Source organism: Chryseobacterium pyrolae (assembly GCF_025153485.1).
Classification (GTDB): domain Bacteria; phylum Bacteroidota; class Bacteroidia; order Flavobacteriales; family Weeksellaceae; genus Chryseobacterium; species Chryseobacterium antibioticum.
Window position 1 is genome coordinate 1 of sequence record NZ_JANZQH010000013.1, and the last position, 24,640, is coordinate 24,640.

The window sequence follows — 24,640 nt, forward strand, 5'->3', positions numbered from 1 at the left end:
TGGCTAAAATTAATTCATTTAAAATCAATCAATTATAATCTGAAACAAACATTTTGTCCCATTTTTGGTTTGAAGCCTAGGTTGTGGAAGCTCATTTGTTTGTAAATCAACATAGTCAAATTTTAAACTTTCAATTGGCGGAAAATCCTTTAATCTGAAATCTCTCAGTTCTTTCGAAATCTCATCTTCTTTTACTTCATCGTTTGGATTTCCAAACGATTTATAAAGGAATTTACTAAACTCATAAACCCTCCACTCTTTCATCACTTCATCATTATTCTTATAGCTAAGTAACAATGCCTGTTTATCTAATTCAGACTTCGAATCGTTATCTAAACCAAGGATATTAATGAAATAATTTAAGTGCTTTGCAGAAAAAATATTTAAAAAATCATCAGGATAGTAGACTGACAATATCTTTCCTTTGTACATGGGAGAAATCGGATTTTTCTTTAAAATCTCAAAATCATCTTTATTCTGTAAAAGTTCAATTATTGCAGAAAGTATTTTTTTTAGTGCTATATTTTCGTCTCTCCCATATTCCTTTCGTCCAATTCTATATTTCCGAGTTTTATCTTTACCATATTTTCCGAAATATAGACCAAATTTTATTGCTGGGCTTCCGTGAATATTTCCCCAATCGTTAAGGTCATTTTCTATTCTATTGCAGAATGTTGAATCACCTTTTCCTATTACATATTCATCTTTTGTCAAATTTATAATTTCATCGATTGGATAGTCAATTGTAAATTTTTTTCTTAACCTATTTATTTCTTTAAATTCTGAATTATAGTTTGCTTTATTTTTTTCAAAATCAGTTTGGTAATCTCTTAATTCAGTGATTTTCATTTATACTTAAGTTTTTAGTGATTTTCAACTTGTTTTTTTCCAATGATCGTTTTGTGAGATTATCTTAAGCTCTATACTCAATGTCATTCGACTATTTCTTTAACAAATTTTTTTTAGCTTAACGACTAAAATGCAAATTTTATTTGTTTATTTTGCGAATGCTTGTTGAGTATGACGCTGTATATTTAGGCAGTCTTTTTCTTTCCAAATATTTGATTCAAATTTGAAAACACAAATATTTGTTGTGCTACCTACTAAACTTTCTGAATATTTTGTTGTTAAAACATAATTGTTTCCAAAAAAAATTGGTTGAGAAATACGTACTCTATATTCTATATTATTTTTTCTTTTATTTAAATTTCTTAAAAACTTAGTATATAATTTATTTTTCTTCTTTTCGGTGAGTTCTTTTCCTCTATAATAAATTGTTAATAATCCTTTGTGATTAAAATTTTGTTTTTCACTTTTTTCAGGAACAAAGGCAACAGATTCCAAGGGTATATTTTTTTCTGAAACAATTGGTTTCCCATCTATACACAAAATTGCTTTTTTCAACTGAAAATCTCGCCAGTTAAAATTTATAATTTGAGATTTTAAAGCAACTTTGTAGGAATTTCTTTCTTCTATGGATAATACTTCTTCCCAATCTTCATTTAATTCATCCATTACAATTGGTTTTACATTGTTTTCTATAAAATAATAATCATTACCATAAACTTCATTCATGAAATTCGTAATTTTATCCTTATCCTGTGCAAAATCTAAAATGGGAATAATACATAATAGTAGTATAAAAGATTTCATTATATTATTTTTAACAAAAAAACAAAATTATAGGCTAGAAAACAATTTTTTGCAATCCAACGATAATATCTTAAATATTTGCAGAAATCCAATCATTATCACTTAATAGAGTCCTACACACTGTATTTTGAATTTGAAACGGTCTCTATGAAAAAACTATCATTTTGCAGAATGTTTGGAGACTAAATGTTTCTTTTTTATAAATCTATTGAATACAGCTAATACTAAGCAATTAAATAAAAATAGAGGTACTATTTAATCGTTATTTGAGATTATTTGGTATCATACTGTTTTTTGATATTATCAAATTGCGTTATGAGCTGATTAACTTCATCTTCATTTAATTTTCCATCAATAAAATCATCAAGTAGATTCGATAAAGGATTTATTCGGAGAATTTTTACTGGCTCTGTTAACTCTAAAGTTTTGAGTTCTGGTGTATTTAGCTTTAGAGTAAACTTTATAATATTTAGAATTGCTGAAATTTTAAGCCCTGTAGGTTCTTCCGGATCCTTTAATAAACTATTTACATAAAGTGTTGCACTTTCATTTGAATATCCATTTTGAGATAAATAATCTATAAGTATTTGCTTTTCTTGCATTTGATCATTTTTTTAGATTTATCTTTTAGCTTTAGTATTAGATTAAAATATAAAGCTACACAAGTAACCATAGTTGATAAGATAACCGCAGAGTAAATAATATCAATATATGTATTTCTCACTTCTATCTGTATTAAAATAAAACACAAAAGAAACACTATTAAGAATAGAAAAGATGTTATATAGAGTAGCTTTTTATTTTTCATCAAATCGTTTTTTGAGATTTATTTTTTGTAGTTTAAAACTTCAACATATTTAAAATTGTCAACATCAATACTGGGATGAAATTTCTTAAATTCATTTACCGCCGTTTGAGCAACAACTATATTGGGAAAAACAGTAGCAGTTACACTAGTTAGAATTTCATATCTAAAAGTTTCATTGTAGTAATCAACAATCTGCACTAGAGCATATTCTTTTTCTCTCGTTTCTGCATATACTCTAATAGGATTAGTTTGTTCTATTTTTTTACTCATATAATCATTTTATTGTTTTTGGAATTCACTTTTTTTTCTTCTTTCTCTTTCTTCATTAAATAAAAAACCTAAATCACGTCTTAACTGTTTTCTAAAATTATTATTCAAATTTGTAATTTTTTCTACTTGTTCATTAGAATATTGCATAACATTTGCAGGATTTTTCATTAGAGCATCACGAAAAGAATAGTAAGCTTGTAAACCTTCATTTGACAATATCAAGCTTATCCTACCTTTTTTCCACTCAATTAAATCATTCAAAACATGTTTTATTTCAACCACATCATAATTTCCACCTTTAGTTTTAAAAATTCTATCAGTGATTTCAAATGCTTTTGGATAATCTTCTAATCTCAGTTCATAAAGCTTTATACCTAAATTTCTATTTAAATTTTTTTCTAATTGCTTTTGTTGAAATACTTGGCTTTTGAAGAATTGGTAAAGTGCAATTAAAGAAATTACTAATGATGTAATTGCAGTGATAAATACTGGGTTAAAATAATTTTCCATTATTTAAGTGTCTTGTTAATTGTATTAATAATTTTTTTCCAATTCACTAATTCATCTGCCTTAAGGTCACTTGATTTTTTAGAACGAGTCCATTTAATATATGTTTTAGCGAGCTTATACTTCGAAAAAACAGGTACTTCTTTATTGAAAATATCAATTATAGGACGGTTAGGTTGCGATTTTGCTATGGTATAGACATCAACACCATATTCATCTTTTACAATTTCTATTAGTGTTTCACGTAATAAATCTTCGATTTCGGCTTTTTCAATGTTGGAAACAAAATCTTTTGTTCTTAAAATATTTTTATTTCCTAAAGTATGAACTAAATTTTCTTGTTCTGCTGCTTGGTCCCCTGCAACATCAGAATCTAATAATGCTGCAACTTTTAAATTATGTGCAAACAAAATTGTTGCATAATACACTACCTTTCCAGCCGAATTTGCAAATACTAACGAAATTTTATCATTTAAAATTTCAATTTTATCTTCTCGTAAAAGATTTGCTGTTGCATCTAAGTACCAATAATCAGTTATTCCTTCTAAAATTAGATTCCTTTGTTGAGAAAACAAACTTTGAGCTAAATCGTAACCTAGTGCCTCTTGTAAAGGTAAAAGTCCTGCTGGATCACTTGAAGATAGAGTTGTGTGTATTTTCGTTCCTTCTTTTCTATCTTTCATTTCTACTACTTTGACAAGATCTAACTCATTTGGTCCTACTAGAAATGGAGAATGGGTAGTATAAATAGTTTGATTTTTTTCAGCAAGTCTAGAAATAGTATCTCGAAAATCTCTTTGTTTTAATCCATGTAAGCTCATACCTGGTTCATCCAACAATAAAATTGCATTTTTGTGCTTATCCATTGCTTCAGCGAAGAATACAACAAAGAATGATACAAGCCATTGAAAACCTTCAGATCTTTGATCTAATTCAATGTCTACTCCAATATCATCCTCAACAACAACTTTCAAATATTGTCCATCTGCAGTTACTTTTAATTTATCTGCTTCGGGTCTGTTAGGATTGGGCATCCAAACTGTACGAATTTCCTCAGTTAACCTAACACTTGCTGAATTTAACTGATAACTTCGACTATCAAGCTTATCTTTATAAATTTTTAATGCTTCTGCATCATTTATACTTGGACTTTGAGTATTTCCTAAATCTGACAATTCTCTAGCTGTAAATCCTAATAGTTTTAATAAACAAAGATTCCCATAATCATAATAATCATCATCCAAAAGATTTTGTTCAGTTCGTTTAGCTAAGTGTTCTAAGTGTACAGATGGTTTAACTTTAAAATAATTATTAAACAAAATGAAAACAGGAGTTTTACTAGATAATATCTTTAGAACTCTATCACGTTCAGCATTTAAATTAATCAAACTAATTAATTTGGTATATCGCTCTTCTTCTTTTGTATTTTCTTCTTCAACAAAAGCATAATTTTCTTCTAAAAAAGTTTTCAATTTTTTAGATTTTTCATCACTAATAATTGAATACTCAGACCATCCACTACATAAAACATTTAATAAAATACTTGGCTTATTTGTTTCATCTTCTAGATTTTCGCTTGAATATTGTTTATCCATATGAGATACCATTCTTAGTAAATCATTTTTAAGATCTTTATAATAAATAGATTTTGGAGCATTTTCTAGAGTATGATAAGTTTTATTATCTAAATTTTTATATTTTTTATATATGCAATTTTTGAATTCAAGAGGAATATCTTTTTTATCAATCTCGTCTAATTCAAACCACCCTGTAACAACAGTAACATCTTCAGGTAAAATTTTCTTTGTGGTTATATCATTATATTTAGATCTTGGATAATCTCTTAACGAATCAAAACCTGGTATATCATCAGGTTTGTTTAATTGCTGAAGAGCTTTTAAAACTACAGTTTTCCCAGCTTCGTTAGGACCTACCATAATTGTTTTTAGGTCTTCAATTTCAAATTCTCCAGAATCAATAATACTCCTATAATTTTGTATTCTTGCTTTTTTTAATTTCATGGTTTTAATTATTTATTTTTATAGACTTGAAGGCTATATTTTGTATTATTCTTTATTTGTCTAACTTTTAATTATTTTATAAAATGTCGCCTTACTTCCGATATTAAAAGCTTTCATAATATTCTCAATAGAAACATTCTTGCTTTCATAGGAAGTTTTGACTAAAGGGGCAATTTCTTTATATTTTTCAGTCATTCCTTTTGGTCTCCCACCATTTTTGCCTCTTGCTCTGGCCGCCTTTAATCCTGCATTTGTCCTTTCTATAAGAACATTTCTTTCGTGTTCAGCTAAAACACAAAATATTTGAAAGATTAGTTTACCACTTGCAGAATTTGTATCTATATTTTCTGAAATAGATCTAAAGTGTATTCCTTTTTCATTTAGTTCTGTTACAAATTGAATTAACCCAACAGTCGTTCGTCCTATTCTATCTAGTCTCCAAACTGTCAAAGTATCTCCTTTTCGTATAAAATTTATTAGTTCGTTGAGTTGTGGTTTCTCAGATTTAACACCACTAACTTTGTCGACATAAATTTTTTCAATTCCAATATTTTTTAAAGCATCAGTTTGTAAATCTAAATTTTGTTCAAACTTGCTCACTCTTGCATATCCAATTAACATAATTACAGTTTACTCATTTATAACAAATATAGTGTAATTTGAATTTGTGAACAACGAAAATAAACACTGTATGTAATGAAAAAGTATTAATTCTTAAAATCAAGAATTGTACAGAAAACCGACCGAATTCCAATACTTTTTATTTATAGGAAAGCAATAGAAACAAAAAATAGTTATATTGTTTTAGATTTTTTTATTTATTTAAACTTGGCAGCATATTTTAGGTGATTATTTTCACAGAATTTTTTTTTACAAATATGAACATCAAAAATGAACAGAAATGAAATTTGTTAAATAGGAAAATGTTTAGAAATGATTGCTATTTGTAGTTTTTCTTTTAATCATTATATTAATATGAACAAATTACACAGTGTATTAGTTAAATTGATCATGATTGCATTCTTATTAAAACTTTTTAAAATGGTCTATCGATAGACATTTATTTTTTCTATAAATACATAGAGATAAAATATAATAAGCCATAGCAATTGCTATGGCTTTTGTAGTTTGATAGAATTCCATTATTAGTATACTCAATATTATGGCAAAATCATTAATGTCAAAAAAAGGTTAGCATTCTATCCATTATAAAGAACATTAAAAAACTCTTTACTATTTCAGTAAAGAGTTTTTCTTCTTAAAGAATTAGATACATTCCAATTTACCTCTCCATTAAGATTAATTTATTTTAACACATAAATAATTATAAAATTAATAACCCTATTTTAACGTCATTTAAATAAAAATTTTACACATAACACTAATTTAATGATATTTAATAAAAATAAATTGATGCTAAATCACATATAAATGAAATAAAATTAATACCATAATCATTTTATGTATAACTTTATAAAAACTAAAAAATTAATTTTTTACCCATGAAAACAAATTTATTATCAGGCCAAAGTATGACGAAAAAAGTAGTCTTGGTATATCTACTGTTCCTTATGAACGCCATGTCTTTCGCACAACTTAACAAAGTATACGCAAGTAGCCAAACGAACCGGGCTTACGGAATTTGTGTAGCATGTTTTGTACAAAATCCAGAAAATGCAGTGGGAAGTAATGAAAATGACTATTCTACTCTACTTGTTCCCCTTGGATTATTAGGACGAACTGAACAAACCCTGATCTTCCCTACGAGCAATATCCTTGCAGACACCAATAAGCTTGTCATTGGTGTTGGTACAGATCAATCTATTCTGACTGCTCAATTAATAGGTGGAATATCTGTAGAGACATTTCTTGGAGATGTTTCCAATAATGATTACATGAACATCTTCGATGATGTGCTTAAGCTTGGAGGTGCAGATGCAAGCAGAGGAGCTCTTGAACTTACGATGAATAAGCCTTTTGACCGTGTTAAAATAAGCCTTAACTCAGGGCTTCTTAACCTTAATGGCGGTTTCCGTATTTACTACTCATACCAATACAAAGATCCATACATTAGTTTAATGGCTAACAGTAAAGACGGACAGATTACTCTTGATGGAAAAATTGCTTTCGAAGGATCTGAAGTTACATTAGTTAATTCATCAGGAAAAGAAGTTTATCGTTCTAAACTGCAATCAAAAACGTTTGAGTCCAGACAACCTGAAGGATTCTATATCTTAACACTTAAGACAAAAGACGGAAAATTATATTCACGCAAAATTATGATCAAGTAAAAAAGATACCTACAAGATCAAATCCGGCAGGCTAAAAGCCTGCCGGATTTATTTTATGCCCTGCTTGAAACTCGTCATTATTATTTGAAAATACCTCCTTTCTTACAAATATGATATTACCACGGTAAGGGAGCCTTGTCCCCATTTTTGTTTTCTGCATAATACAAAGAGGATAGAAAATGTGACAAATAAGTAAATTCAGTATAACAATGCTCCATTAAACCAAAACCAATATCTTCATGCAGGGGTGTTTCAGTATCCGCAACCGATGCACCGAGATAAAAATGGCTTCTCAATGTACAGCCAAAAGGCGTGTCCCGGGCTACATGAAACATAAATCCATCTTCAGGATCCCCATTGCTATCTAGTGGGGTGTCCTTTCCAAAACCAATCTTAGCGTAAATAACTGCTCCTACACTACCCTGAGCATAAGCTTCCTGCAGGACGACTGGATCAAAGATTTCCTCTGGAGGATGAAATTTAATTGTAGCGGGTACAGGCGGGATTTCACCCAATGCCTCAGTGGCATGTATAGTCGCCCCGATATAGCTTTCATTTTTCATCCACTTGCTATCCCATCCACTATGCATGATATGGTCATGTGGATGCCACCATTTTAAATGTTCTGTAGTTTCAAAAAAGCTAAACCACCAGTCCAGCATTTTACTTTTACAGTTATTGAGATCCGTTCTCATGGAAACCTGAAGCATTCCGTTTTCCAATCTTTTTATACCAGCTTCAAGCCTTAACGGTTTTGGGAACAATAGGGTATTGATATCCGAAAATAAGATATGCTGTTCTTCTTTACTCAGTCTCATATTAACTTGATTAATTATTACAAATCAAAGGTAGTTGCAAATGGCTATTGAAAAACTTAACCCTTGTTAAGCTTTTCTAAGAATTTTTGCGATGGCTTTGTTTCAGTATTCTGCTGTAAGATTCAGGGGCGATCCCTAAAAACTGAGCAATATATTTATAGGGAACATTTTGGGTAATGTCAGGATAATATGTTCTCATAAATTCTATCATTTCATTCTTCTCATATAATAGCTTAACATTGGTAATCAAGATATCTTCGGCAATGATCTCAAGAATTGTCTTTCTGAATAATTTACCCAGACTAATACCATTATGATAATACTCCATAAAATCAGATGCTGGTATAGAAATTACGGTACTGGAAGTAATACTTATAATCTGATACTTGGATACTGCTTGATGAAGTAAATTGTCAAAATTGGTGCATAGATTTCCAGTTTGGAAAAATCTGCCGATGATGGTTTTTTCGTTTACTGTAAATTCTGAAGCCAATATACCTTCTGCAACAAATAATACATCATTATATCTGAAATTTCTCTTTAAAATGATGTCATTCTTTTTAAAAGATTTTAAACTGGAGTTTCTTAACAAGTTCTTCCACTCTTCATCTTGAATAAGCTCTCTGAGATTGAATATTCTCTTTAGATGATCTTCTAAACTTTTATTTTTCACTGAACAGGATTTATATATACATTACTAATTTAACATAAGAAAGAGATAAATGTGTATGCCATTTATGAATACTAATATAGTTCATTGCTGCGTAAGACTGAACATTAAAATTGGTAGTTTCCTGTCTCAAGAAGCACTAACTTCCTGCTTGCATATGGTTACCTTGTGCTTTTGGTTTTTGTTTATATATTTTTATGAAGTTCAATTTCAGGCATTTCGTCCCAAGTTTTTCCTTCCAGAAGTCATCCTGTTTTCTTTTTGTTTGTTCTTCCCCATTGCTTAAAGAAAAAAGAAATTTCAGCTTCTAAACACTGATTTTTCATGTCGGTTACCCACTCTTCCTTTATTGTACGAGGTTTTCGTCCACTTTCTCCGCTAACTATTATCCAATCTATTCCTTTCAAATTCATTCAGGTGTAAAACAACTTTTGTCTTTTTCGACAATATAATTCCTAAATGTTCATTTATTTTATCTAGTAATCGAATTGGACTTCCTGGAACATTTTCGCAATCATATCCTGTTCCCGAAAAAAAATCAAATATGTGTATTATTTATCCGGCAGACTTAAATCAAGATTGCTATCTTTTACCTGGATAAATATGTTTTGGGAATTCAGAAGGTATGTATCGAACGGTATCCCCATTATACCAGTCATCCAGTCCGGTTATGTTCAGTAATATGTGGTATACATAGTTCTCTGTTTCTTTTTGATAAATACCAAAATCAGGCAGGTCTTTTTGTATGGCATCCATTTCTTCTACATAGGAATCGTGAAGACGCTCAGTTTCCTGCATAGCTTCTTGCAGGGAAATTTTATTCTGATGCATCAATACCAGAATGTGGTTACACACTTCAAACTGGCCGTCAGCCATCTCTTTTTCCAATGTATACCAATCATTCTGAATAGACATGATTCTGCATAATAGTGTTCTCAGGCGCATGATGACAGGATGTTCAATAATAATTTTCGGTAGCATAAAGTTGGTCCCGGCCTCAATCATATCTCCATATACATACATTGCAATAGTGTATTCTCTAAGAAATTGCAGCCGCAATAAACTTGGATAGCGCCCTTCGAGACGATAAGGAGCTTCTTCCATTATGCCATAAGTTGTATAGCGGTATAAGTTTTTAGCCAGCCGTTCCATCCATTCAGAAGGCATATAAGTAAGGAATTCATCCCTGCACTTTGCAATTTGCTGGTACAGACCGATGTCGGCTGGCTTTGGAGTATCCCCCAGCATCACTGCTATTATACGATCCCGTTCTATGGCAACTTTATCAACCGGCCACCGTTCATAGTAATCATCATATAAAGTGAGCCATATAAAGAAGCGGGCAATTGGCCGTAGATGGTCAATATTGGTCGTTGTAGGTGACATCCAGGATGCCCCATTGGCCAAATTGTGTCCTTTTATTTTTTCTGAGGCTTCGCTCATAAAGGGTCTGTAATCTTCAGCCAACCATTGCTTTTCTTCTTCAGTAAAATAGTAAGGATGAGCTGGAGCAATATGAGGCCACGGGTATTTAAGACGTGACATATTTAATTTTCGTTGCATATTTTTTGATATTAATATTATTGAATTGATGTACTGCTACCCTCTTTATTAAGTTTGTCCTTGTTTCAGCCTTTGCTTCAGTTCTAAGACACCTGGAAATGATAAGTTTTATTACTCATCATTTTATTATTTTATATTGGTTTTGAATACTAATATAGGTTTTTATTTGATTATATATTGGTTGATTTTATTTAAATTTATAATATGATTAATAATATATCGTTATTGTTGTTTTAGTGATAAATTAAAAATAAACAGGATGTTAATGGAAAAACTTCCAGAGCATAAAAAAACCGCTCTAAAAAGAGCGGTATGTTTTTTCAATGCTTGCTGGTTCTTAGCAAGTAGATCCACATGAAAGTACAGTAACGTGCACTACACCATTGATAACACATTGTACCTGGCATAATGTAGTCCCTACAAGAGTTCCTACACCGTTTACAGCAGTTCCTACTGTAGAACCTACACCACCTACAACACCGCCAACGATAGTACCTACACCGCCAACTACTCCACCTACTACTCCACCAAGACCTCCGATAACACCTCCGATGTTGTCAAATAGACCATTACCTGAGATCGTTTTCAATTCGTTTCTGTTTAATTTTTTAAAATTTTTCATGATATAAAATTTGTATGATTATTACATCACTAAGATAAGAATAATTACAATACCGCGATATTTTTTTGGAAAAAATAATTAAATGTGTTTATAACTTAATATTTCATTAACATAAATGTTATTTAATAAATATATCATTATTTGACTTATCTTTCTTATTTTTTTGGAAATGAATAGTTTACATAGTGTTTTGTTAAATCGGATTTAATCTCCTATTTGTTCTTGCTTTATGTGAATATTTCCAAATTTGCCGCTTACCTAAAATAATCCCTTTAAAAACTCAAGCTGTGTATAGAAAAAAATACACTTTGATAAACCTGTTTTTGCAAGTGCCTAGCTATAATATCTTTTCTTTAGCCATAAACTGATCCGTACAAGTACTATTAAAACAGGAACTTCTACCAAAGGCCCTATTACTCCTACAAATGCCTGTGGAGAATGAATTCCAAATACCGCTATGGCTACAGCAATAGCCAGTTCAAAATTATTTCCTGTGGCTGTAAAAGAGATAGAGACATTTTTATCATAAGGCACATCAAATGATTTATTGATAAAGAAGCTTACAAAAAACATCAGGATAAAATAGACAGTGAGTGGTAAGGCTACTTTTAAAACATCTAAAGGGAGCTCAAGGATTGTATCCCCTTTGAGGCTGAACATTAAAACAATCGTGAATAATAAGGCATATAAAGTCAGCGGAGATATGACAGGAATAAACTTCCTGTTGTACCACTCCACACCTTTCACCCTGGTTAGAAAGTAACGGCTTAGGAATCCGGCTAAAAAAGGAATTCCAAGATAAATCAGAACGCTTTCCGTAACATCCCTCATGGATATGCTTACATTAAAATTAGCCAGGCCTAGTTTTTCAGGTAAAATATTGATAAAAAGCCAAACCATAAAGCTGTAACTGAAGACCTGAAATATACTGTTCAAAGCAACCAGTAATGCTCCATACTCACGATTGCCTTTTGCCAGATCGTTCCAGACAAGAACCATCGCAATGCATCTGGCTAAACCGATAAGAATCAGGCCTATCATATAATCAGGCTCGTTTCTAAGGAAAAGAATAGCCAGCAGAAACATTAAGACCGGACCTATCACCCAGTTCAGTAACAAAGATACTCCTATGACTTTTTGATCTCCCAGTGCTTTTGGTAACAGTGAATAATCAACCTTTGCCAATGGTGGATACATCATAATGATTAATCCAATGGCTAGAGGAATGTTGGTTGTTCCTATAGATAAGGAATTGGTTGTATGGGAAAGATTCGGAAAGAAATACCCTAGGGCAATTCCTGAAAACATGGCAAGAAATATCCACAGCGTAAGAAATCGGTCAAGAAATTTTAATTTGGGTTGCATACTATTTTTTTTAAATTGCTATTGTTTTATCTGTGAAAAAACATAGAACATTTCAGTGCCTATTTCTAAACTCTTTTCATGGTAAACTCTTGTTTGCTCACTCGTACCGTCTGATATTTTAGGATCTTCAAAGGTGATGGGAATGCGTTTTTCTGCTCCTGCAATAAAAGGACATCCTCCGTCTGCCTGTGAACAGGTCATTACTGCTGCGAAACCGGAATTTGGATTAAACGGGCTGTCGTATTTTTTGGAAAAGCCTATCAGCGGATGTCTGTTTTCATCATATTTAATGGCATATATCGGGTTTTCGGTATCGGAAATTGTAAAGACCTGACATCCCTGTTCCTGTAATGTTTCTGCTATTTTGGGGAACATAGCTGTTTCTTCCGTCCCCCCGGAATAGCAGATGACTTTTGGAATGTTAAAATGAACACTGGCAATCTGCGCCCAGACTTGTGCCAAATGGCTTCTCCGCGAATTGTGAGTACAGATAAAATTGATAGCTGCCATACTTTCATCTTCCACTTTTTTTTGAATAAAATCAATCAATGATTTTAATACGCCCTTTCTGTCTTCACTGATCTCCTGATTTTTAAACAGTTCTATGGTTTTTAGAAGTTTAGAATATATCATTGATTTAATTTGAAGTTAGGTGAATGTTAGCAGCATCCTGAGTTGGGAGTGCAGCAGGAAGCAGGATTAGAAGAAAGCTCTGATAGCTTTACTTTTTGTTTTTCCACAGGAATACCACAAGCTTCCTGAGCTAAACAAGCTGTTGTTTTATTTTTCAGGACAAACGTTTTCCCGTTAAATTCCAGATCGTATTTTCCGATTGTTGTGTCCTGGTATTCCACTTCAATTTCGTCATCTTCAATTCCCAACTTTTCTTCTGACAGTTTTATAATGTTCAGAAGCTTTGCGGGTTTTAGTCTGTGCTCAAAATCATCAGCGTTCCATAATTGAAAATTGACCGCTTTTTCATTTCGGATAACTCCTCCGCAGTCGATAAAATGTTTTGTTATACTCCCCACTTCTGTAACGTGGAAGTGTTCCGGAACAAAAGTTCCATTTTCTAATTGAAATTCAACATTTTCTAATGTTGGTAAAATTTCTTTGATTTCGGATAATTTCATTATTTATTTTTTATTGGTTAATTGCAATATTGCGATATATCAGGTTAAAAAAATGCTTAACAGCATTTCTGATCTTTAACAGAGAGTACAATGTTTGAAAAATACTCCTTCAAAATTCCAAATGCATCCTTATCAATACAATAGCAGATCGCAGTTCCTTCGATGTTGCCTTTAATCAAACCTGCGTTCTTCAGTTCTTTCAAATGTTGAGATACAGTAGCTTGAGCTAATGGAAGTTCATTCACAATATCCCCGCAGATACAGGTATCCACTTTAAGCAAATACTCGATAATGGCAACTCTTGCAGGATGCCCCAGTGCTTTGCATATAATGGCAATCTGGTTTTGGTGATCTGTAAAGTGATCCGTTTTGGTTGCTCCCATGATAAAATTATTATATCGCAATATTACGATTAAATTTTAGAATACAAAATAATTTTAAGATTTTTTAGTCTACTCAATTTATTAAAGCTTTCGCATCCCTTTCTATCTTCTGAACGATGGATGGGCCATGGTAGGCAATAAAGGCGGTTATATGGCACAACATGAACATACCATTGTAGTCACCGATGGAAAACCAATCATTTTGACTGAAATGAATGAGATATTGAACTAAATGGAGTTTTTACTTCCAAAAAAGTTGAATTTAAAGGATTAGCACTTTATCATTTGAAAGGAAATGCTTCTGTAAACAAAGGGGAAGTTTATCTTAAAAATACCTCATTTGACATTATTGGAAGCCGCATGAATATAGATGACCGATCTTAAGAAAAAATAAAAAGAAAGACTGTCGATTGGGGCAGTCTTTTTACTGGAATTTCTGCCTCGGCAGCCCAATCTCATGCGCCTGCGGATAAGGTTTTCTGGAGGTCATGCTCACATCTTCTTTGATCTGGCGGTGAATATCATACTGTTTATCTTTATCGTAAGCATATCTTGGATCCGGTATCATGGGCATTTTTGCCATTTTGTGAATAGTGACGGTCGGAAAATGATAATCCACTTCTACAGTTCCCAGCAGCAGATAACATCCCCCGCCCTGAAACGGATATTCACTCAGGCTGTCCGGAAAATGGGCGGTATCAAAATAATCTCCGTTCACATCGATCCAGGTACCAAAATACATGGTTCCTTTTTTGGTGGGAACATGCTTTCTGGAGATCAGATAGGCCATCATTTTCACCTGTTTCTTATGATGAATTACCAGGTCTTTTACAAATACAGAACCCCTATATGAAGTCTTCAGCAGATCAAACGGACTGCAGGAAACCGGAAACCCAATGATCTCAATTTCATCAAAAGCATCTTCAAAATCTTCCCGCTTCAGCTGTGGGAGTTTGTATTCCTGAACAGGTTCCTCAATCAGCAGCAGACCTCTGTTTTCAGGTTTAAAATTGATCAGAAGTAGTCTGGCTTCTACCAACAGTTCGTTCTTCGGCTGCCCTGTAAAACGGAATGCTCCGATAAAAATAAGGGTCTGTATCGTTTCAATACCAACGGGAATACGGCGGATAAAGTCTTCCAGTGATTGGTAATATCCGTTTCTATCCCGCTCTTCAGCAATTCCATGCGCTAATCTGTTTTCAAGTCCCTGCAGCAGCATGAACCCAAGATAAATGTCTTTCCCTCTCAATACCGTCTGGTATTCACTGGTATTGACGCAGGGAGTCTGAACAGATGCTCCGGACATTCTGGCCTCATGAATATAAACCTCCGTTCTGTAAAATCCTCCCTGATTATTAATAACAGAAACCATAAATTCCAGCGGATAATACACCTTCAGATAAAGACTCTGATAGCTTTCTACCGCATATGAAGCTGAATGTGCCTTACAGAAAGAATAGCCCGCAAATGATTCGATCTGTCGATAGGCTTCAGCAGCCAGCTGCTCGGAATGTCCCTTGCCTTTACAGGATTCAAAGAAATTAGCCTTCACCTCCCGAAGCTTTTCAATCGAACGGCCTTTTCCGCTCATGGCTCTGCGCAGAATATCTCCGTTCGCTAAGGACAATCCTCCAAAATACTGGGCAATTTTAATCACATCTTCCTGATATACCATGATGCCGTAGGTTTCCTTCAAATGCTCTTCAAACACCGAATGAAAATATTCAAATTGATCGGGGTGATTATGTCGGAAAATATATTCCCTCATCATCCCACTTTGTGCAACTCCCGGTCTGATAATTGAAGAAGCCGCAACGAGTGTTCTGTAATCTCCGCATTTTAACCTTCTTAAAAGTCCGCGCATCGCAGGAGATTCTATATAAAAGCAACCGATGGTCTTTCCCTGAGCCAGGTGTTCATTGGCAACTGCTTCATTTTTAGAAATGGTTGTATCCCGGATATCCACGGTAATACCTCTTGTATCTTTGATTAATTTCACCGTATCATTGATTGTTCCTAAACCTCTCTGGGAAAGAATATCGAATTTTTCCAATCCTATATCTTCTGCGGTGTACATATCAAACTGAACAATAGGAAATCCTTTTGGTGGCATTTCCAGTGCGGAAAAATTTGTGATAGGTTCTTCAGAGATCAGGATCCCACAGGCATGCATGCTCCTCTGATTCGGAAATTTTTCCAGCAGTTTGCCGTATTTGTATATCGTATCTACTACGGGGTTTCGGTCATGGGTTTCTTCAGATTTTGTAGCCAGGTTATCAAGTTCTTCTTTGGGTAATCCAAAAGCTTTTCCTACTTCCCGGAATATTGATCTGTACTTGAATTCTACATTCGTTCCGCAGAAAGCCACATGCTCTTTTCCGTAGCGGTCAAAAATATACTGTAACATCGTGTCCCTTTCCTGCCAGCTCCAGTCGATATCAAAATCAGGTGGTGTTTTTCGGTTAAGATTCAAAAAGCGTTCAAAATATAAATCCAGTTCCAGTGGGCAGATATCGGTAATACCCAAACAGTAACTGACTATTGAATTAGCCCCGCTCCCACGTCCGACATGCATAAACCCCATCCTGTTACTGTAACGGATAATATCCCAGGTGATAAGAAAGTAAGAGCAGAATTTAAGCTCATGGATTACTTTGAGTTCTTTTTCTACCCTTTTTCTGGCCTCTTCATGATCTAAACCATAGCGCTTTTCCAAGCCTAAATAAGCAAGCCTGGTCAAAAATTTCAGATCATTTTCTCTCGATTTTGTAAAATTGAGTTTATTTCTGACCTTTTTAAAATCAAATTCAAAACTGCAACAGCTGAACATGTTTTTTGTATTCTCAATGATCTCCGGATATCTCTGAAATGCTTCCAGAATGCTTTTCTCAGCCCTTACATATTCAGATTTCCGGCATATATCAGTTTCTTCAAGTTTGCTAAGCAGTGTATTGTGATCAATAGCTCTGAGGATTCGGTGAAGATGATATTCTTCTTTGGTACTGAAAGTAATCGGTTGAAGAACCACCATTCTGGAAATCATTTTCTGAAGTTCGGGGCGGATAAGAAGCGTCAGTTCTTCTTCTCGGATTCCAATGAATTCATTGTCTTTCAGAACTTCAGGAATGTTTCCGATCGGATAAATGACCAATACATTATCGAATTCAGGGGCCGTTTCACACAAGTCTTTGCCATCGCAATTATAGTCTGTGATCATCCTGTTCACCTCTCCTATACCACTAAATTGTTTAGCAACCGCAATATAAAAAAGCCTTCCATCTTTCCTGATCTCAACACCGGCAATGGGTTTGATTCCCTTGTCTTCACATTCTTTTTTAAATTCATAAATGCCTGTAACTGTATTGATATCTGTGAGCACCAGCTCTCTAATGCCAAGCGTTTTTGCCTGGGCAACCAATTCTTTTACCGATAAAGTTCCGTAACGGAGGCTGTGATAGGAATGACAGTTGAGAAACATAATCTGCAGATTTTTTGATGGTTATTTTCCGAAATCAAACCCGGAAGCCCGGCCTACCGCATCGGAGCCAAAACGGTTTTTGAGATCATCCATGGCCTGGTAAAGACTCATCTGCTCTTCGGTATCTTCAAAGAGATTCATCTGATGGCTGCCGTGAACCAACCCTGTAAAACGCAATCCAACGAGGCGGAGTCTCATTCTTCGGGTATATGCTTTATTAAACAGGTCCAAAGCAACCCTAGCCAACGTGTGATCTGCAGATGTATAGGCAACTCTGGACTGTTTGGTTTCAGTATCAAAATTGGCGTAGCGGATCTTCACGGCCACAGTGGAAGTCAGCCATTTTTCTTTTCTAAGCTGATACGCCAGCTGTTCAGCCATTCCGGATATTAACCTTTTTAGTTCCGGGATATCCATGGTATCGGAAGTAAAAGTTCGTTCCGTGGATATTGATTTTCTTTCAGAATAAGGGATTACAGGATTTTCATCAATTCCATTGGCTTTTTTCCACAGTTCACTGCCGTTGTGCCCGATCATCTGCTGAAGAACCAGTACCGGCATTTCAGATAAAGTTTGAATGGTACGGATCCCTACTCTTGAAAGCAACTGAAAAGTTTTATCTCCTACCATTGGAATTTTTTTAATAGACAGCGGATTAAGGAAAGGTTGGACTTCCTGTAGTTTGATTTCCATTTTTCCGGGTTTGGCTTCTCCGGTTCCTATTTTGGAAACCGTTTTATTGGAGGATAATGCAAAACTTATCGGAAGCCCGGTTTCTTTGGTGACGGCAGAAGCAATTTCATCGGTCCATTTATAACATCCGAAAAACTTATCCATTCCGGAGAGATCCAGGTAGAATTCGTCAATGCTTGCCTTCTCCATCAATGGCACCTTCTCCTGGATAATATCGGTTACAGTATGCGAAAGTCTGGAATACAGTTCATGATCTCCGCGGACCACTTTAGCATCCGGACAGAGTCTCAATGCCATTCTGATCGGCATGGCAGAGCATACCCCGAAATGGCGTGCTTCATAGGAACATGAGGCCACAACGCCTCTGTCTCCGCCTCCGATGATCAGGGGAATTCCTTTAAATTTAGAATTGACAAGACGCTCACAGGATACAAAAAATGTATCCAGGTCCATATGTACAATCGCACGTTCCATGATACAAAATTAGATATGTTTTGAATCAAACTTTGTATTTTATTTGATATATTTTGTATCAATATTTATTTTATGAGAGATGATAAGGGTTTCCTTCCTATGAAAACAGGATCAGACAAAATGTTTTAATAAACGGCTAAAATGATTTCTCCCAAATTATTCTGATCACACAGATTCTTATTTTAATTCTTATCAAGTTCATTAATAAATAAGCGCAAACATCTGCTCAATTTTGTGAAATCTGCGGGAAATAAAATCATGAACTTTCGCAGATTGTGCAGATTCTATTTTAATACCATTAAGTTCAATGAAACTTTTTCAAGATAAGATGCTTAAAACGTGTAATTTTCAGAATTAATCGGGGATAACAAGGCTTATTTGCTTACAATGACCCGGAATTTTGAATCATAATTTGTATTTTTGTTGATATATTTCGTATCAATGTCAATTTTTTCAAATAATATTCGTTTTTTGAGAGGAAAGAGAAGCCTCTCCCAGCAATCTGTAGCCACTGAACTGGTGATTTCCCGTGTGCGGTATTCCAAGTATGAAAACGGAGTATCCGAACCTCCTATTGAACTGCTTGTAAAAATATCCAAATACTTTCACGTTAGTATAGACCTTCTGGTATCTGTAGACATCCGCAAATACCCGATGGAAGAAATGCTGAAACTTCCGGATAACAGAATTGTTCTTCCTGTAGCGGTAGATCATCTTGGAAATGATACGATTGAGATTATTCCACAAAAAGCATCCATGGGATATCTTGAAGGTTATAGTGATGTCGGTTATATCGAAAGCCTGCAGAGAATTGCCCTTCCCTTCCTTACGAATGGCAAATACAGGGCTTTTCCGGCAGATGGAGACTCTATGCCGCCATTCAGAAACGGTTCGTATATCGTAGGAAAATATGTAGAAGGAATCAGTGAACTGAAACCGGGAAAAACCTATGTTTTCATCACTTTAAATGATGGGATTACCTACAAACGTTTTAAGGAAATAAAAGGAAATACAGTTTGCGTAAGTGCTGATAATTCTTTCTATGAGCCTTATGATATTCCGTTTAACGAGATCGTAGAGATCTGGCAGTACGCTTCGGGAATTTTTCCGGAAGATTTTGAACCGGGTGATTATGAAAGCTATAATTTTAAAGAAATGTTCCGGGAGTTGAAACAGGACATCAAAGATCTGGACCGAAAAGTTTCAGGGCGCCGGAAATCTTAATAATTCTAAAGTATAATGGGCAATGGACCAGCTAAGTTTATTTGATTCAGAAGAATTCTTCAGGTTTCCAAAAGAACTGCTGGAATATACTGAACATTTTCTGCCGGAACATGAAGCTTCTCAACTCGAGGAGCTTCTTATTCGTGTGGCTCCCTGGAAGCAAAGAACCCAGAAAATGTATGATAAAATGGTTCTCACACCACGACTGACAGCCTGGTATGGAGATGAAAGCAGAACCTACAAACTGGGTGGAAATGATTTTAATGTTAATCCCTGGATGCCCGAATTATTAACTTTAAAAGAGCGGATAGAAAAATCATCCGGATACCTGTTTAATTCTGTACTGCTGAATTTATACCGAGACGGCAATGACTCTGTAGCGTGGCACCGGGACAAAGAAAGCGAATTGGGGAATCGTCCTGTCATTGCTTCTGTAAGCCTTGGACAGGTCCGGAATTTTGATTTCCGGAAAGCAGATGATCACCGGAATAAGTACAGTTTACCGCTTCAGCACGGGTCGTTGCTGATTATGAAGGGTGATTTGCAGTTGAATTGGGAACACCGCATTGCAAAGTCCGTAAAGGTTATGAAGTCGCGAATTAATCTTACTTTCCGGTTGGTTAATGAAGTGTAGGGATGGATATTTATTTCTCCAGTTGAATCCAGACAGGTGCATGATCACTGCTTTTCGTCCAGCCACGGACATGACTGTCGACACCCCCCGACTGTAGGCTTGAATGCAGATAAGGGCTTAATAGAATGTGATCCAGCCTTATGCCTGCATTACGGTCATATGCTTTGTAAAGATAATCCCAGAAGGTGTAAACCGTTTCATCAGGATAGAGTTTGCGTATGGAATCAAGCCAGCCTTTATTCAATAATTCTCTGTACGCTTTTCTGACTTCTGTTCTGTATAATGCATCATTTTCCCAGCGCTCTGGTTTGTAAACATCCACAGGTTCCGGAATAATATTGAAATCACCGATGAGTAGGGCGGGAAGTTCCATTTTAATCAGTTGGTTCGTTCGCTTTTTCAGACGTTTAATCCAGTCTAATTTATAGTCAAATTTGGGTCCCGGATAAGGATTTCCGTTGGGCAGATACAGGCAACATATCACCATTTGATCAATGATAGCTTCAATATAACGGCTCTGAAGATCTTTCGAATCTCCGGGTAAAGCGCTCTGAACTTCTGTGATCTCGAGATCTTTTGCAAGTATGGCTACTCCATTCCAGCTTTTCTGTCCCTTCCATATGGCCTGATATCCTGCTGCATTGATTTCTTTTACAGGAAACCGTTCCTGCGGAGCTTTTAATTCCTGAAGACAGACAATATCCTGCTGAGCTTCTTTCAGCCACTGCAATAATACGGGCAAACGGCCGTTGATTCCATTCACATTATAGGTTGCTATTTTCATATTTAAAAGGCTGTATACGTATTTTTACACGGCAATAATTATTCCATCGTATTGATATTATTTCATCAAACTTTACTGTGACTATCACAGATAATAACTTCCAGGATCTTTAATCTTGATTTTCTTTTAACCGACTCAAATTAAATAATAAGCCGGTTGATATTGGCATAGTTTATTCATTAGACTAGAAAATAAAATCTTGTACCATGTTAAGTAAAAATTTCACAAAAGCAGAATTCGTATTGAATAATGAAAATCAGTATCAGCTGGAATATAGTATTGAAGAAATTGGTCAGGGATCCAATTTAACCATTGAAAGGAAAAAAGAAGATGGAGAGTTTGAAACCGTTCAGACCATTATTACCAGACTGAATGACGGTATCTTTATAAAATGGAGCGAACCTTTTGATGGCCGATTGATTTTTGAAAACTAAAAAAAATATCCTATGAAATACAGTGAAGCCTTACAATACAAAAAAGAAGCTTTAGAAAAGGCAGATGAATCCGTACTGCAAAGTTATCATATCATCATAACGCCTGCTGATACCGGCGAAAGTGCAAAGTACATCGAAGAATTTTCGAAAAATCCTGAGGACTTTAACGATAACAGTTGCAAAAAATACGCCTCCAATGATGAGTATGAGGTCGTAAGTTTCAGGAAAGAAACAGAAGAAGAAGGTGAATAATAGAATCAATACCTTCTTCCACGTCAGGTATTAATAAAACTAGGGTCTTACCTTTGTATTGCGACTAATCTGGTCCAAAATAATATATAGAATATTCATATCACCTACCACATCAGTACCCGAAACTCTAAGCTGGTCTTATAATTGCAGGTATTAAATATTAATCACTAAATTATAATTATTATGGAAACAAAAAAAACAGCACAAAAGACTACGTCGAAAACTGTGGCGAAAAAAGCAGGTAAAACTCCGGCTAAAAAAGATGCCGCCAAACAGCTGAAGGATTTGTTTGAAGATTCACTGAAAGACATTTATTGGGCAGAAAAAGCGCTTATAAAGGCTCTTCCTAAAATGCATAAAAATGCGACGGATAAAAAACTGAAAGCAGCTATTGAAAAACATTTCAACGAAACCAAAGTTCATGTAAAAAGACTGGAAGAATGTTTCGCTTCAATAGGAAAAAAGGCTCAGGCTAAAAAATGTGATGCAATGCAGGGGTTACTGGATGAAGGAAAAAGCATTATGGAGGAAACTGAACCGGGAGCAGTAAGAGATGCAGGCATTGTTTCTGCCTCTCAGAAAGTGGAACATTATGAAATTGCCACTTACGGATCTTTGGCTGCTTATGCCAAAGTTCTTAAAGAAAAAGACTGTCTTAATAACCTGTTGGCAACCCTTTCCGAAGAGAAAAAATGTGATGCATTGCTGACAAAAATAGCCGACACAGCTATTAACAGCAAAGCAAAATAACATTATCAATATATAGTATAAAAGAGATCTGGAAACGGGTCTCTTTTTTAATGGTATTAAAAACCATATTGTTTGATTATTGATTCAGGCTGTCTATTTCCCTAGTGATTTTTATCCAGTTGATGCTGTCTGATAAATGAAGCTCTCTGTCAAACTGCTCAAGATAGCCGTTAATTAATATCAGATGTTTAACTTTGTTTACCTCAAACTGCAAATACATAAAAAACTTGAAGCTGCCTCTTTCTTATTATCTGAATCAAGATGTCCTGTTTCTGGCCAAAGATCTTTTGGGAAAAGTACTTTTCACGGAGATCAACGGTGATCGTACAGCAGGCATAATTGTAGAAACCGAAGCCTATTTCGGGATAGTGGATAAAGCTTCCCATGCCTATGGAGGACGCCGTACGGAGCGTACTGAAACATTGTACCATCAAGGCGGTATTTCTTATGTTTATCTGTGCTATGGAATTCACCATCTGTTTAATATTGTAACCTCTGTTGAAAACGAACCTCATGCAGTACTGATACGCGCTGTAGAGCCTTTAGTTGGCAAAGAAATGATGGAGCTCAGACGGAATATGCCGTCGGATAAAGCTACTATATCATCCGGGCCGGGTTCAGCTGCTAAAGCTTTAGGTATTGACCGTTCTTTTAATAAAAAAGATCTGACTGAAAATGAAATATGGATTGAAGATCACGGAATCAGATATTTTCCTGAAGAGATTGTGGCAGGACCGCGGATCGGAGTGGCCTATGCTCAGGAAGATGCTTTGCTGCCATGGCGTTTTTACGTTAAGGGAAACAAATATGTAAGCAAGCCCAGATCTTAACAATACCTGCTCTTCTTTTCTGAACTTTTCTATTTTTGGCTTCAAACCAAAAATGGGACAAAATTTACACTTTAATAGGTAATCAGCTGATTATCATTGAGATTGAAAAACTAACAAATTATCTTCAATTGAAAAATTCTTATTTTGTGAATAAGATAGAGCATTTAGTACTAAAAAAATTATCAATAATATTTTTTTCATTTATCGTTTTTTGAGATTTTTATATTCATTTTAAAAGTCATTTCGGAGTTTTGTGATGGTACAGTAATAAAGTATAAATCTTCAATTCTATACAAAAGTTAAATTGAAGAAATACCATTGAACTTTGCAGTTTCGCACCACTATTGCAAAACCCTTGTTAAAGGAAGTTTTAAATAATTATTGTAAATCATTGATAAGAAAAAATTCCTACTGCCTCATTTTGTCTTATTTCTTTCATGGGGTCAACACTACTTAAAAGTAATTGGTTTGTGATCAATAGGCACCGACAGAATAGAATAAGTGGTTGTTTCACTAAATTTACCTAACTGATCCAGAGCTAAAGTAAGCTGTTGTGTAGATTTCAGAAACATATGTAAAAAGAAACAGTAATCCCCCGTGGTATGAAACATTTTTATAATCCCTTCTATTTTTTCAGTCTCTTTTAAAAAAGATGGGACCATATTGGGTTGTAGCTTTACTGTAATCAATACATTTTGTAAGTATTCCAGTTTAGAATACTCCATAACAACAGAGAACCCTTTTATTATTCCTACTTCCTGTAATTTTCTGATTCGTTCTGCAACAGCCGGAGCTGTGAGTCCTATTTTTCTGCCTATTTCAGCATTACTCGCTCTGGCGTTTAATTGTAGTTCGTTTAAAATTGCGTAGTGTAGTTTATCTAATTGCATATCGAAATAAAATAATTAAAAAACATTGATTCGAAAGTTTGAAGCAGCTACTTCTATCGAAATGATAGCCTGATTTAAATGTCCTCATCAGAT

At 34.5% G+C, this 24,640-nt stretch carries 27 protein-coding genes and 1 pseudogene; 8 read left to right on the forward strand and 20 right to left on the reverse strand.

The genetic code is table 11. The features are described from left to right. Positions 1 to 24: 24 nt before the first annotated feature. From NZD88_RS19820 to NZD88_RS19850, 7 genes are all read right to left on the reverse strand, one after another. Complete coding sequence (locus NZD88_RS19820) at positions 25 to 849, reverse strand: hypothetical protein (protein WP_259831435.1); 825 nt, start codon at positions 847 to 849, stop codon at positions 25 to 27. 147 nt (positions 850 to 996) lie between these two features. Further along, a complete protein-coding gene (locus NZD88_RS19825; RefSeq protein WP_259831437.1) occupies positions 997 to 1,653 on the reverse strand; it encodes a hypothetical protein in 657 nt (218 codons plus the stop codon). A gap of 272 nt (positions 1,654 to 1,925) precedes the next feature. After that, on the reverse strand, positions 1,926 to 2,255 hold the full coding sequence (locus NZD88_RS19830; RefSeq protein ID WP_259831438.1) for a hypothetical protein: 330 nt from the start codon (positions 2,253 to 2,255) through the stop codon (positions 1,926 to 1,928). Positions 2,256 to 2,479: 224 nt separating this feature from the next. Further along, positions 2,480 to 2,731, reverse strand: a complete 252-nt coding sequence (locus tag NZD88_RS19835; RefSeq protein WP_259831439.1) for a hypothetical protein — start codon at positions 2,729 to 2,731, stop codon at positions 2,480 to 2,482. A 9-nt stretch (positions 2,732 to 2,740) separates the two neighbouring features. Further along, entirely contained in the window at positions 2,741 to 3,241 is a 501-nt protein-coding gene (locus tag NZD88_RS19840; protein WP_259831440.1) for a hypothetical protein, read from the reverse strand. Beyond that, positions 3,241 to 5,259: an AAA family ATPase gene (locus NZD88_RS19845; protein ID WP_259831441.1), complete on the reverse strand. Its 2,019-nt coding sequence runs from the start codon at positions 5,257 to 5,259 to the stop codon at positions 3,241 to 3,243. Before NZD88_RS19845 ends, NZD88_RS19840 begins: the two co-directional genes overlap by 1 nt. A gap of 60 nt (positions 5,260 to 5,319) precedes the next feature. Beyond that, positions 5,320 to 5,880, reverse strand: coding sequence for a recombinase family protein (locus NZD88_RS19850; RefSeq protein ID WP_259831442.1), 561 nt, complete (start codon positions 5,878 to 5,880; stop codon positions 5,320 to 5,322). Between the two features lie 881 nt (positions 5,881 to 6,761). Here NZD88_RS19850 and NZD88_RS19855 point away from each other — a divergent pair. Continuing rightward, a complete protein-coding gene (locus NZD88_RS19855; protein ID WP_259831443.1) occupies positions 6,762 to 7,550 on the forward strand; it encodes a T9SS type A sorting domain-containing protein in 789 nt (262 codons plus the stop codon). 116 nt (positions 7,551 to 7,666) lie between these two features. Here the strand turns inward: NZD88_RS19855 and NZD88_RS19860 are convergent, their stop codons facing one another. The 9 genes from NZD88_RS19860 to NZD88_RS19900 form a co-directional block, all read right to left on the reverse strand. Further along, positions 7,667 to 8,368 (reverse strand): DAPG hydrolase family protein, encoded by a 702-nt coding sequence (locus tag NZD88_RS19860; RefSeq protein ID WP_259831445.1) that lies wholly within the window; start codon positions 8,366 to 8,368, stop codon positions 7,667 to 7,669. Positions 8,369 to 8,444: 76 nt separating this feature from the next. Beyond that, positions 8,445 to 9,041, reverse strand: a complete 597-nt coding sequence (locus NZD88_RS19865; RefSeq protein ID WP_259831446.1) for a Crp/Fnr family transcriptional regulator — start codon at positions 9,039 to 9,041, stop codon at positions 8,445 to 8,447. A 242-nt stretch (positions 9,042 to 9,283) separates the two neighbouring features. Beyond that, positions 9,284 to 9,451, reverse strand: coding sequence for a phage Gp37/Gp68 family protein (locus NZD88_RS19870; protein WP_259831447.1), 168 nt, complete (start codon positions 9,449 to 9,451; stop codon positions 9,284 to 9,286). 169 nt (positions 9,452 to 9,620) lie between these two features. Then, entirely contained in the window at positions 9,621 to 10,601 is a 981-nt protein-coding gene (locus NZD88_RS19875; protein WP_259831448.1) for a terpene synthase family protein, read from the reverse strand. A 337-nt stretch (positions 10,602 to 10,938) separates the two neighbouring features. Beyond that, on the reverse strand, positions 10,939 to 11,223 hold the full coding sequence (locus NZD88_RS19880) for a bacteriocin-like protein (RefSeq protein ID WP_259831449.1): 285 nt from the start codon (positions 11,221 to 11,223) through the stop codon (positions 10,939 to 10,941). Positions 11,224 to 11,556: 333 nt separating this feature from the next. Then, on the reverse strand, positions 11,557 to 12,588 hold the full coding sequence (gene arsB, locus NZD88_RS19885) for an ACR3 family arsenite efflux transporter (protein WP_259831450.1): 1,032 nt from the start codon (positions 12,586 to 12,588) through the stop codon (positions 11,557 to 11,559). An 18-nt stretch (positions 12,589 to 12,606) separates the two neighbouring features. Continuing rightward, complete coding sequence (locus tag NZD88_RS19890; protein ID WP_479875914.1) at positions 12,607 to 13,218, reverse strand: arsenate-mycothiol transferase ArsC; 612 nt, start codon at positions 13,216 to 13,218, stop codon at positions 12,607 to 12,609. Between the two features lie 29 nt (positions 13,219 to 13,247). Further along, positions 13,248 to 13,721: a DUF6428 family protein gene (locus NZD88_RS19895; RefSeq protein ID WP_259831452.1), complete on the reverse strand. Its 474-nt coding sequence runs from the start codon at positions 13,719 to 13,721 to the stop codon at positions 13,248 to 13,250. 56 nt (positions 13,722 to 13,777) lie between these two features. Further along, positions 13,778 to 14,104, reverse strand: a complete 327-nt coding sequence (locus NZD88_RS19900; RefSeq protein WP_259831453.1) for an ArsR/SmtB family transcription factor — start codon at positions 14,102 to 14,104, stop codon at positions 13,778 to 13,780. Between the two features lie 109 nt (positions 14,105 to 14,213). Here NZD88_RS19900 and NZD88_RS21395 point away from each other — a divergent pair. Beyond that, positions 14,214 to 14,336: pseudogene (locus NZD88_RS21395) on the forward strand (type I methionyl aminopeptidase); the annotation flags it as partial. 192 nt (positions 14,337 to 14,528) lie between these two features. Here the strand turns inward: NZD88_RS21395 and NZD88_RS19910 are convergent. Further along, the gene (locus NZD88_RS19910; protein ID WP_259831454.1) at positions 14,529 to 17,582 is read right to left on the reverse strand and encodes a DNA polymerase III subunit alpha; all 3,054 of its coding nucleotides are present in this window, start codon (positions 17,580 to 17,582) and stop codon (positions 14,529 to 14,531) included. Between the two features lie 21 nt (positions 17,583 to 17,603). Continuing rightward, positions 17,604 to 18,749: a DNA polymerase IV gene (gene dinB, locus NZD88_RS19915; protein WP_259831455.1), complete on the reverse strand. Its 1,146-nt coding sequence runs from the start codon at positions 18,747 to 18,749 to the stop codon at positions 17,604 to 17,606. A 441-nt stretch (positions 18,750 to 19,190) separates the two neighbouring features. Here dinB and NZD88_RS19920 point away from each other — a divergent pair, with 441 nt between their 5' ends. Then, positions 19,191 to 19,973: an XRE family transcriptional regulator gene (locus NZD88_RS19920; protein WP_259831456.1), complete on the forward strand. Its 783-nt coding sequence runs from the start codon at positions 19,191 to 19,193 to the stop codon at positions 19,971 to 19,973. Positions 19,974 to 19,995: 22 nt separating this feature from the next. Next, positions 19,996 to 20,607 carry an alpha-ketoglutarate-dependent dioxygenase AlkB family protein gene (locus tag NZD88_RS19925; RefSeq protein WP_259831458.1) on the forward strand — a complete coding sequence of 204 codons (612 nt, stop codon included), beginning with the start codon at positions 19,996 to 19,998 and terminating at the stop codon, positions 20,605 to 20,607. 10 nt (positions 20,608 to 20,617) lie between these two features. On the opposite strand, the gene xth is transcribed toward NZD88_RS19925, so the two are convergent. Further along, positions 20,618 to 21,391 (reverse strand): exodeoxyribonuclease III, encoded by a 774-nt coding sequence (xth, locus tag NZD88_RS19930; RefSeq protein ID WP_259831459.1) that lies wholly within the window; start codon positions 21,389 to 21,391, stop codon positions 20,618 to 20,620. 206 nt (positions 21,392 to 21,597) lie between these two features. Here xth and NZD88_RS19935 point away from each other — a divergent pair, with 206 nt between their 5' ends. The 4 genes from NZD88_RS19935 (at position 21,598) to NZD88_RS19950 (ending at position 23,657) form a co-directional block, all read left to right on the forward strand. Beyond that, on the forward strand, positions 21,598 to 21,825 hold the full coding sequence (locus NZD88_RS19935) for a glutathione synthase (protein ID WP_259831460.1): 228 nt from the start codon (positions 21,598 to 21,600) through the stop codon (positions 21,823 to 21,825). 12 nt (positions 21,826 to 21,837) lie between these two features. Then, positions 21,838 to 22,077, forward strand: a complete 240-nt coding sequence (locus tag NZD88_RS19940) for a hypothetical protein (protein WP_259831461.1) — start codon at positions 21,838 to 21,840, stop codon at positions 22,075 to 22,077. A 183-nt stretch (positions 22,078 to 22,260) separates the two neighbouring features. After that, on the forward strand, positions 22,261 to 22,827 hold the full coding sequence (locus NZD88_RS19945) for a YciE/YciF ferroxidase family protein (RefSeq protein WP_259831462.1): 567 nt from the start codon (positions 22,261 to 22,263) through the stop codon (positions 22,825 to 22,827). A 227-nt stretch (positions 22,828 to 23,054) separates the two neighbouring features. After that, on the forward strand, positions 23,055 to 23,657 hold the full coding sequence (locus NZD88_RS19950) for a DNA-3-methyladenine glycosylase (RefSeq protein WP_259831463.1): 603 nt from the start codon (positions 23,055 to 23,057) through the stop codon (positions 23,655 to 23,657). A 449-nt stretch (positions 23,658 to 24,106) separates the two neighbouring features. Here NZD88_RS19950 and NZD88_RS19955 read toward each other — a convergent pair whose 3' ends face one another. Beyond that, positions 24,107 to 24,547, reverse strand: coding sequence for an Lrp/AsnC family transcriptional regulator (locus tag NZD88_RS19955; protein WP_259831464.1), 441 nt, complete (start codon positions 24,545 to 24,547; stop codon positions 24,107 to 24,109). Between the last annotated feature and the right edge of the window lie 93 nt (positions 24,548 to 24,640).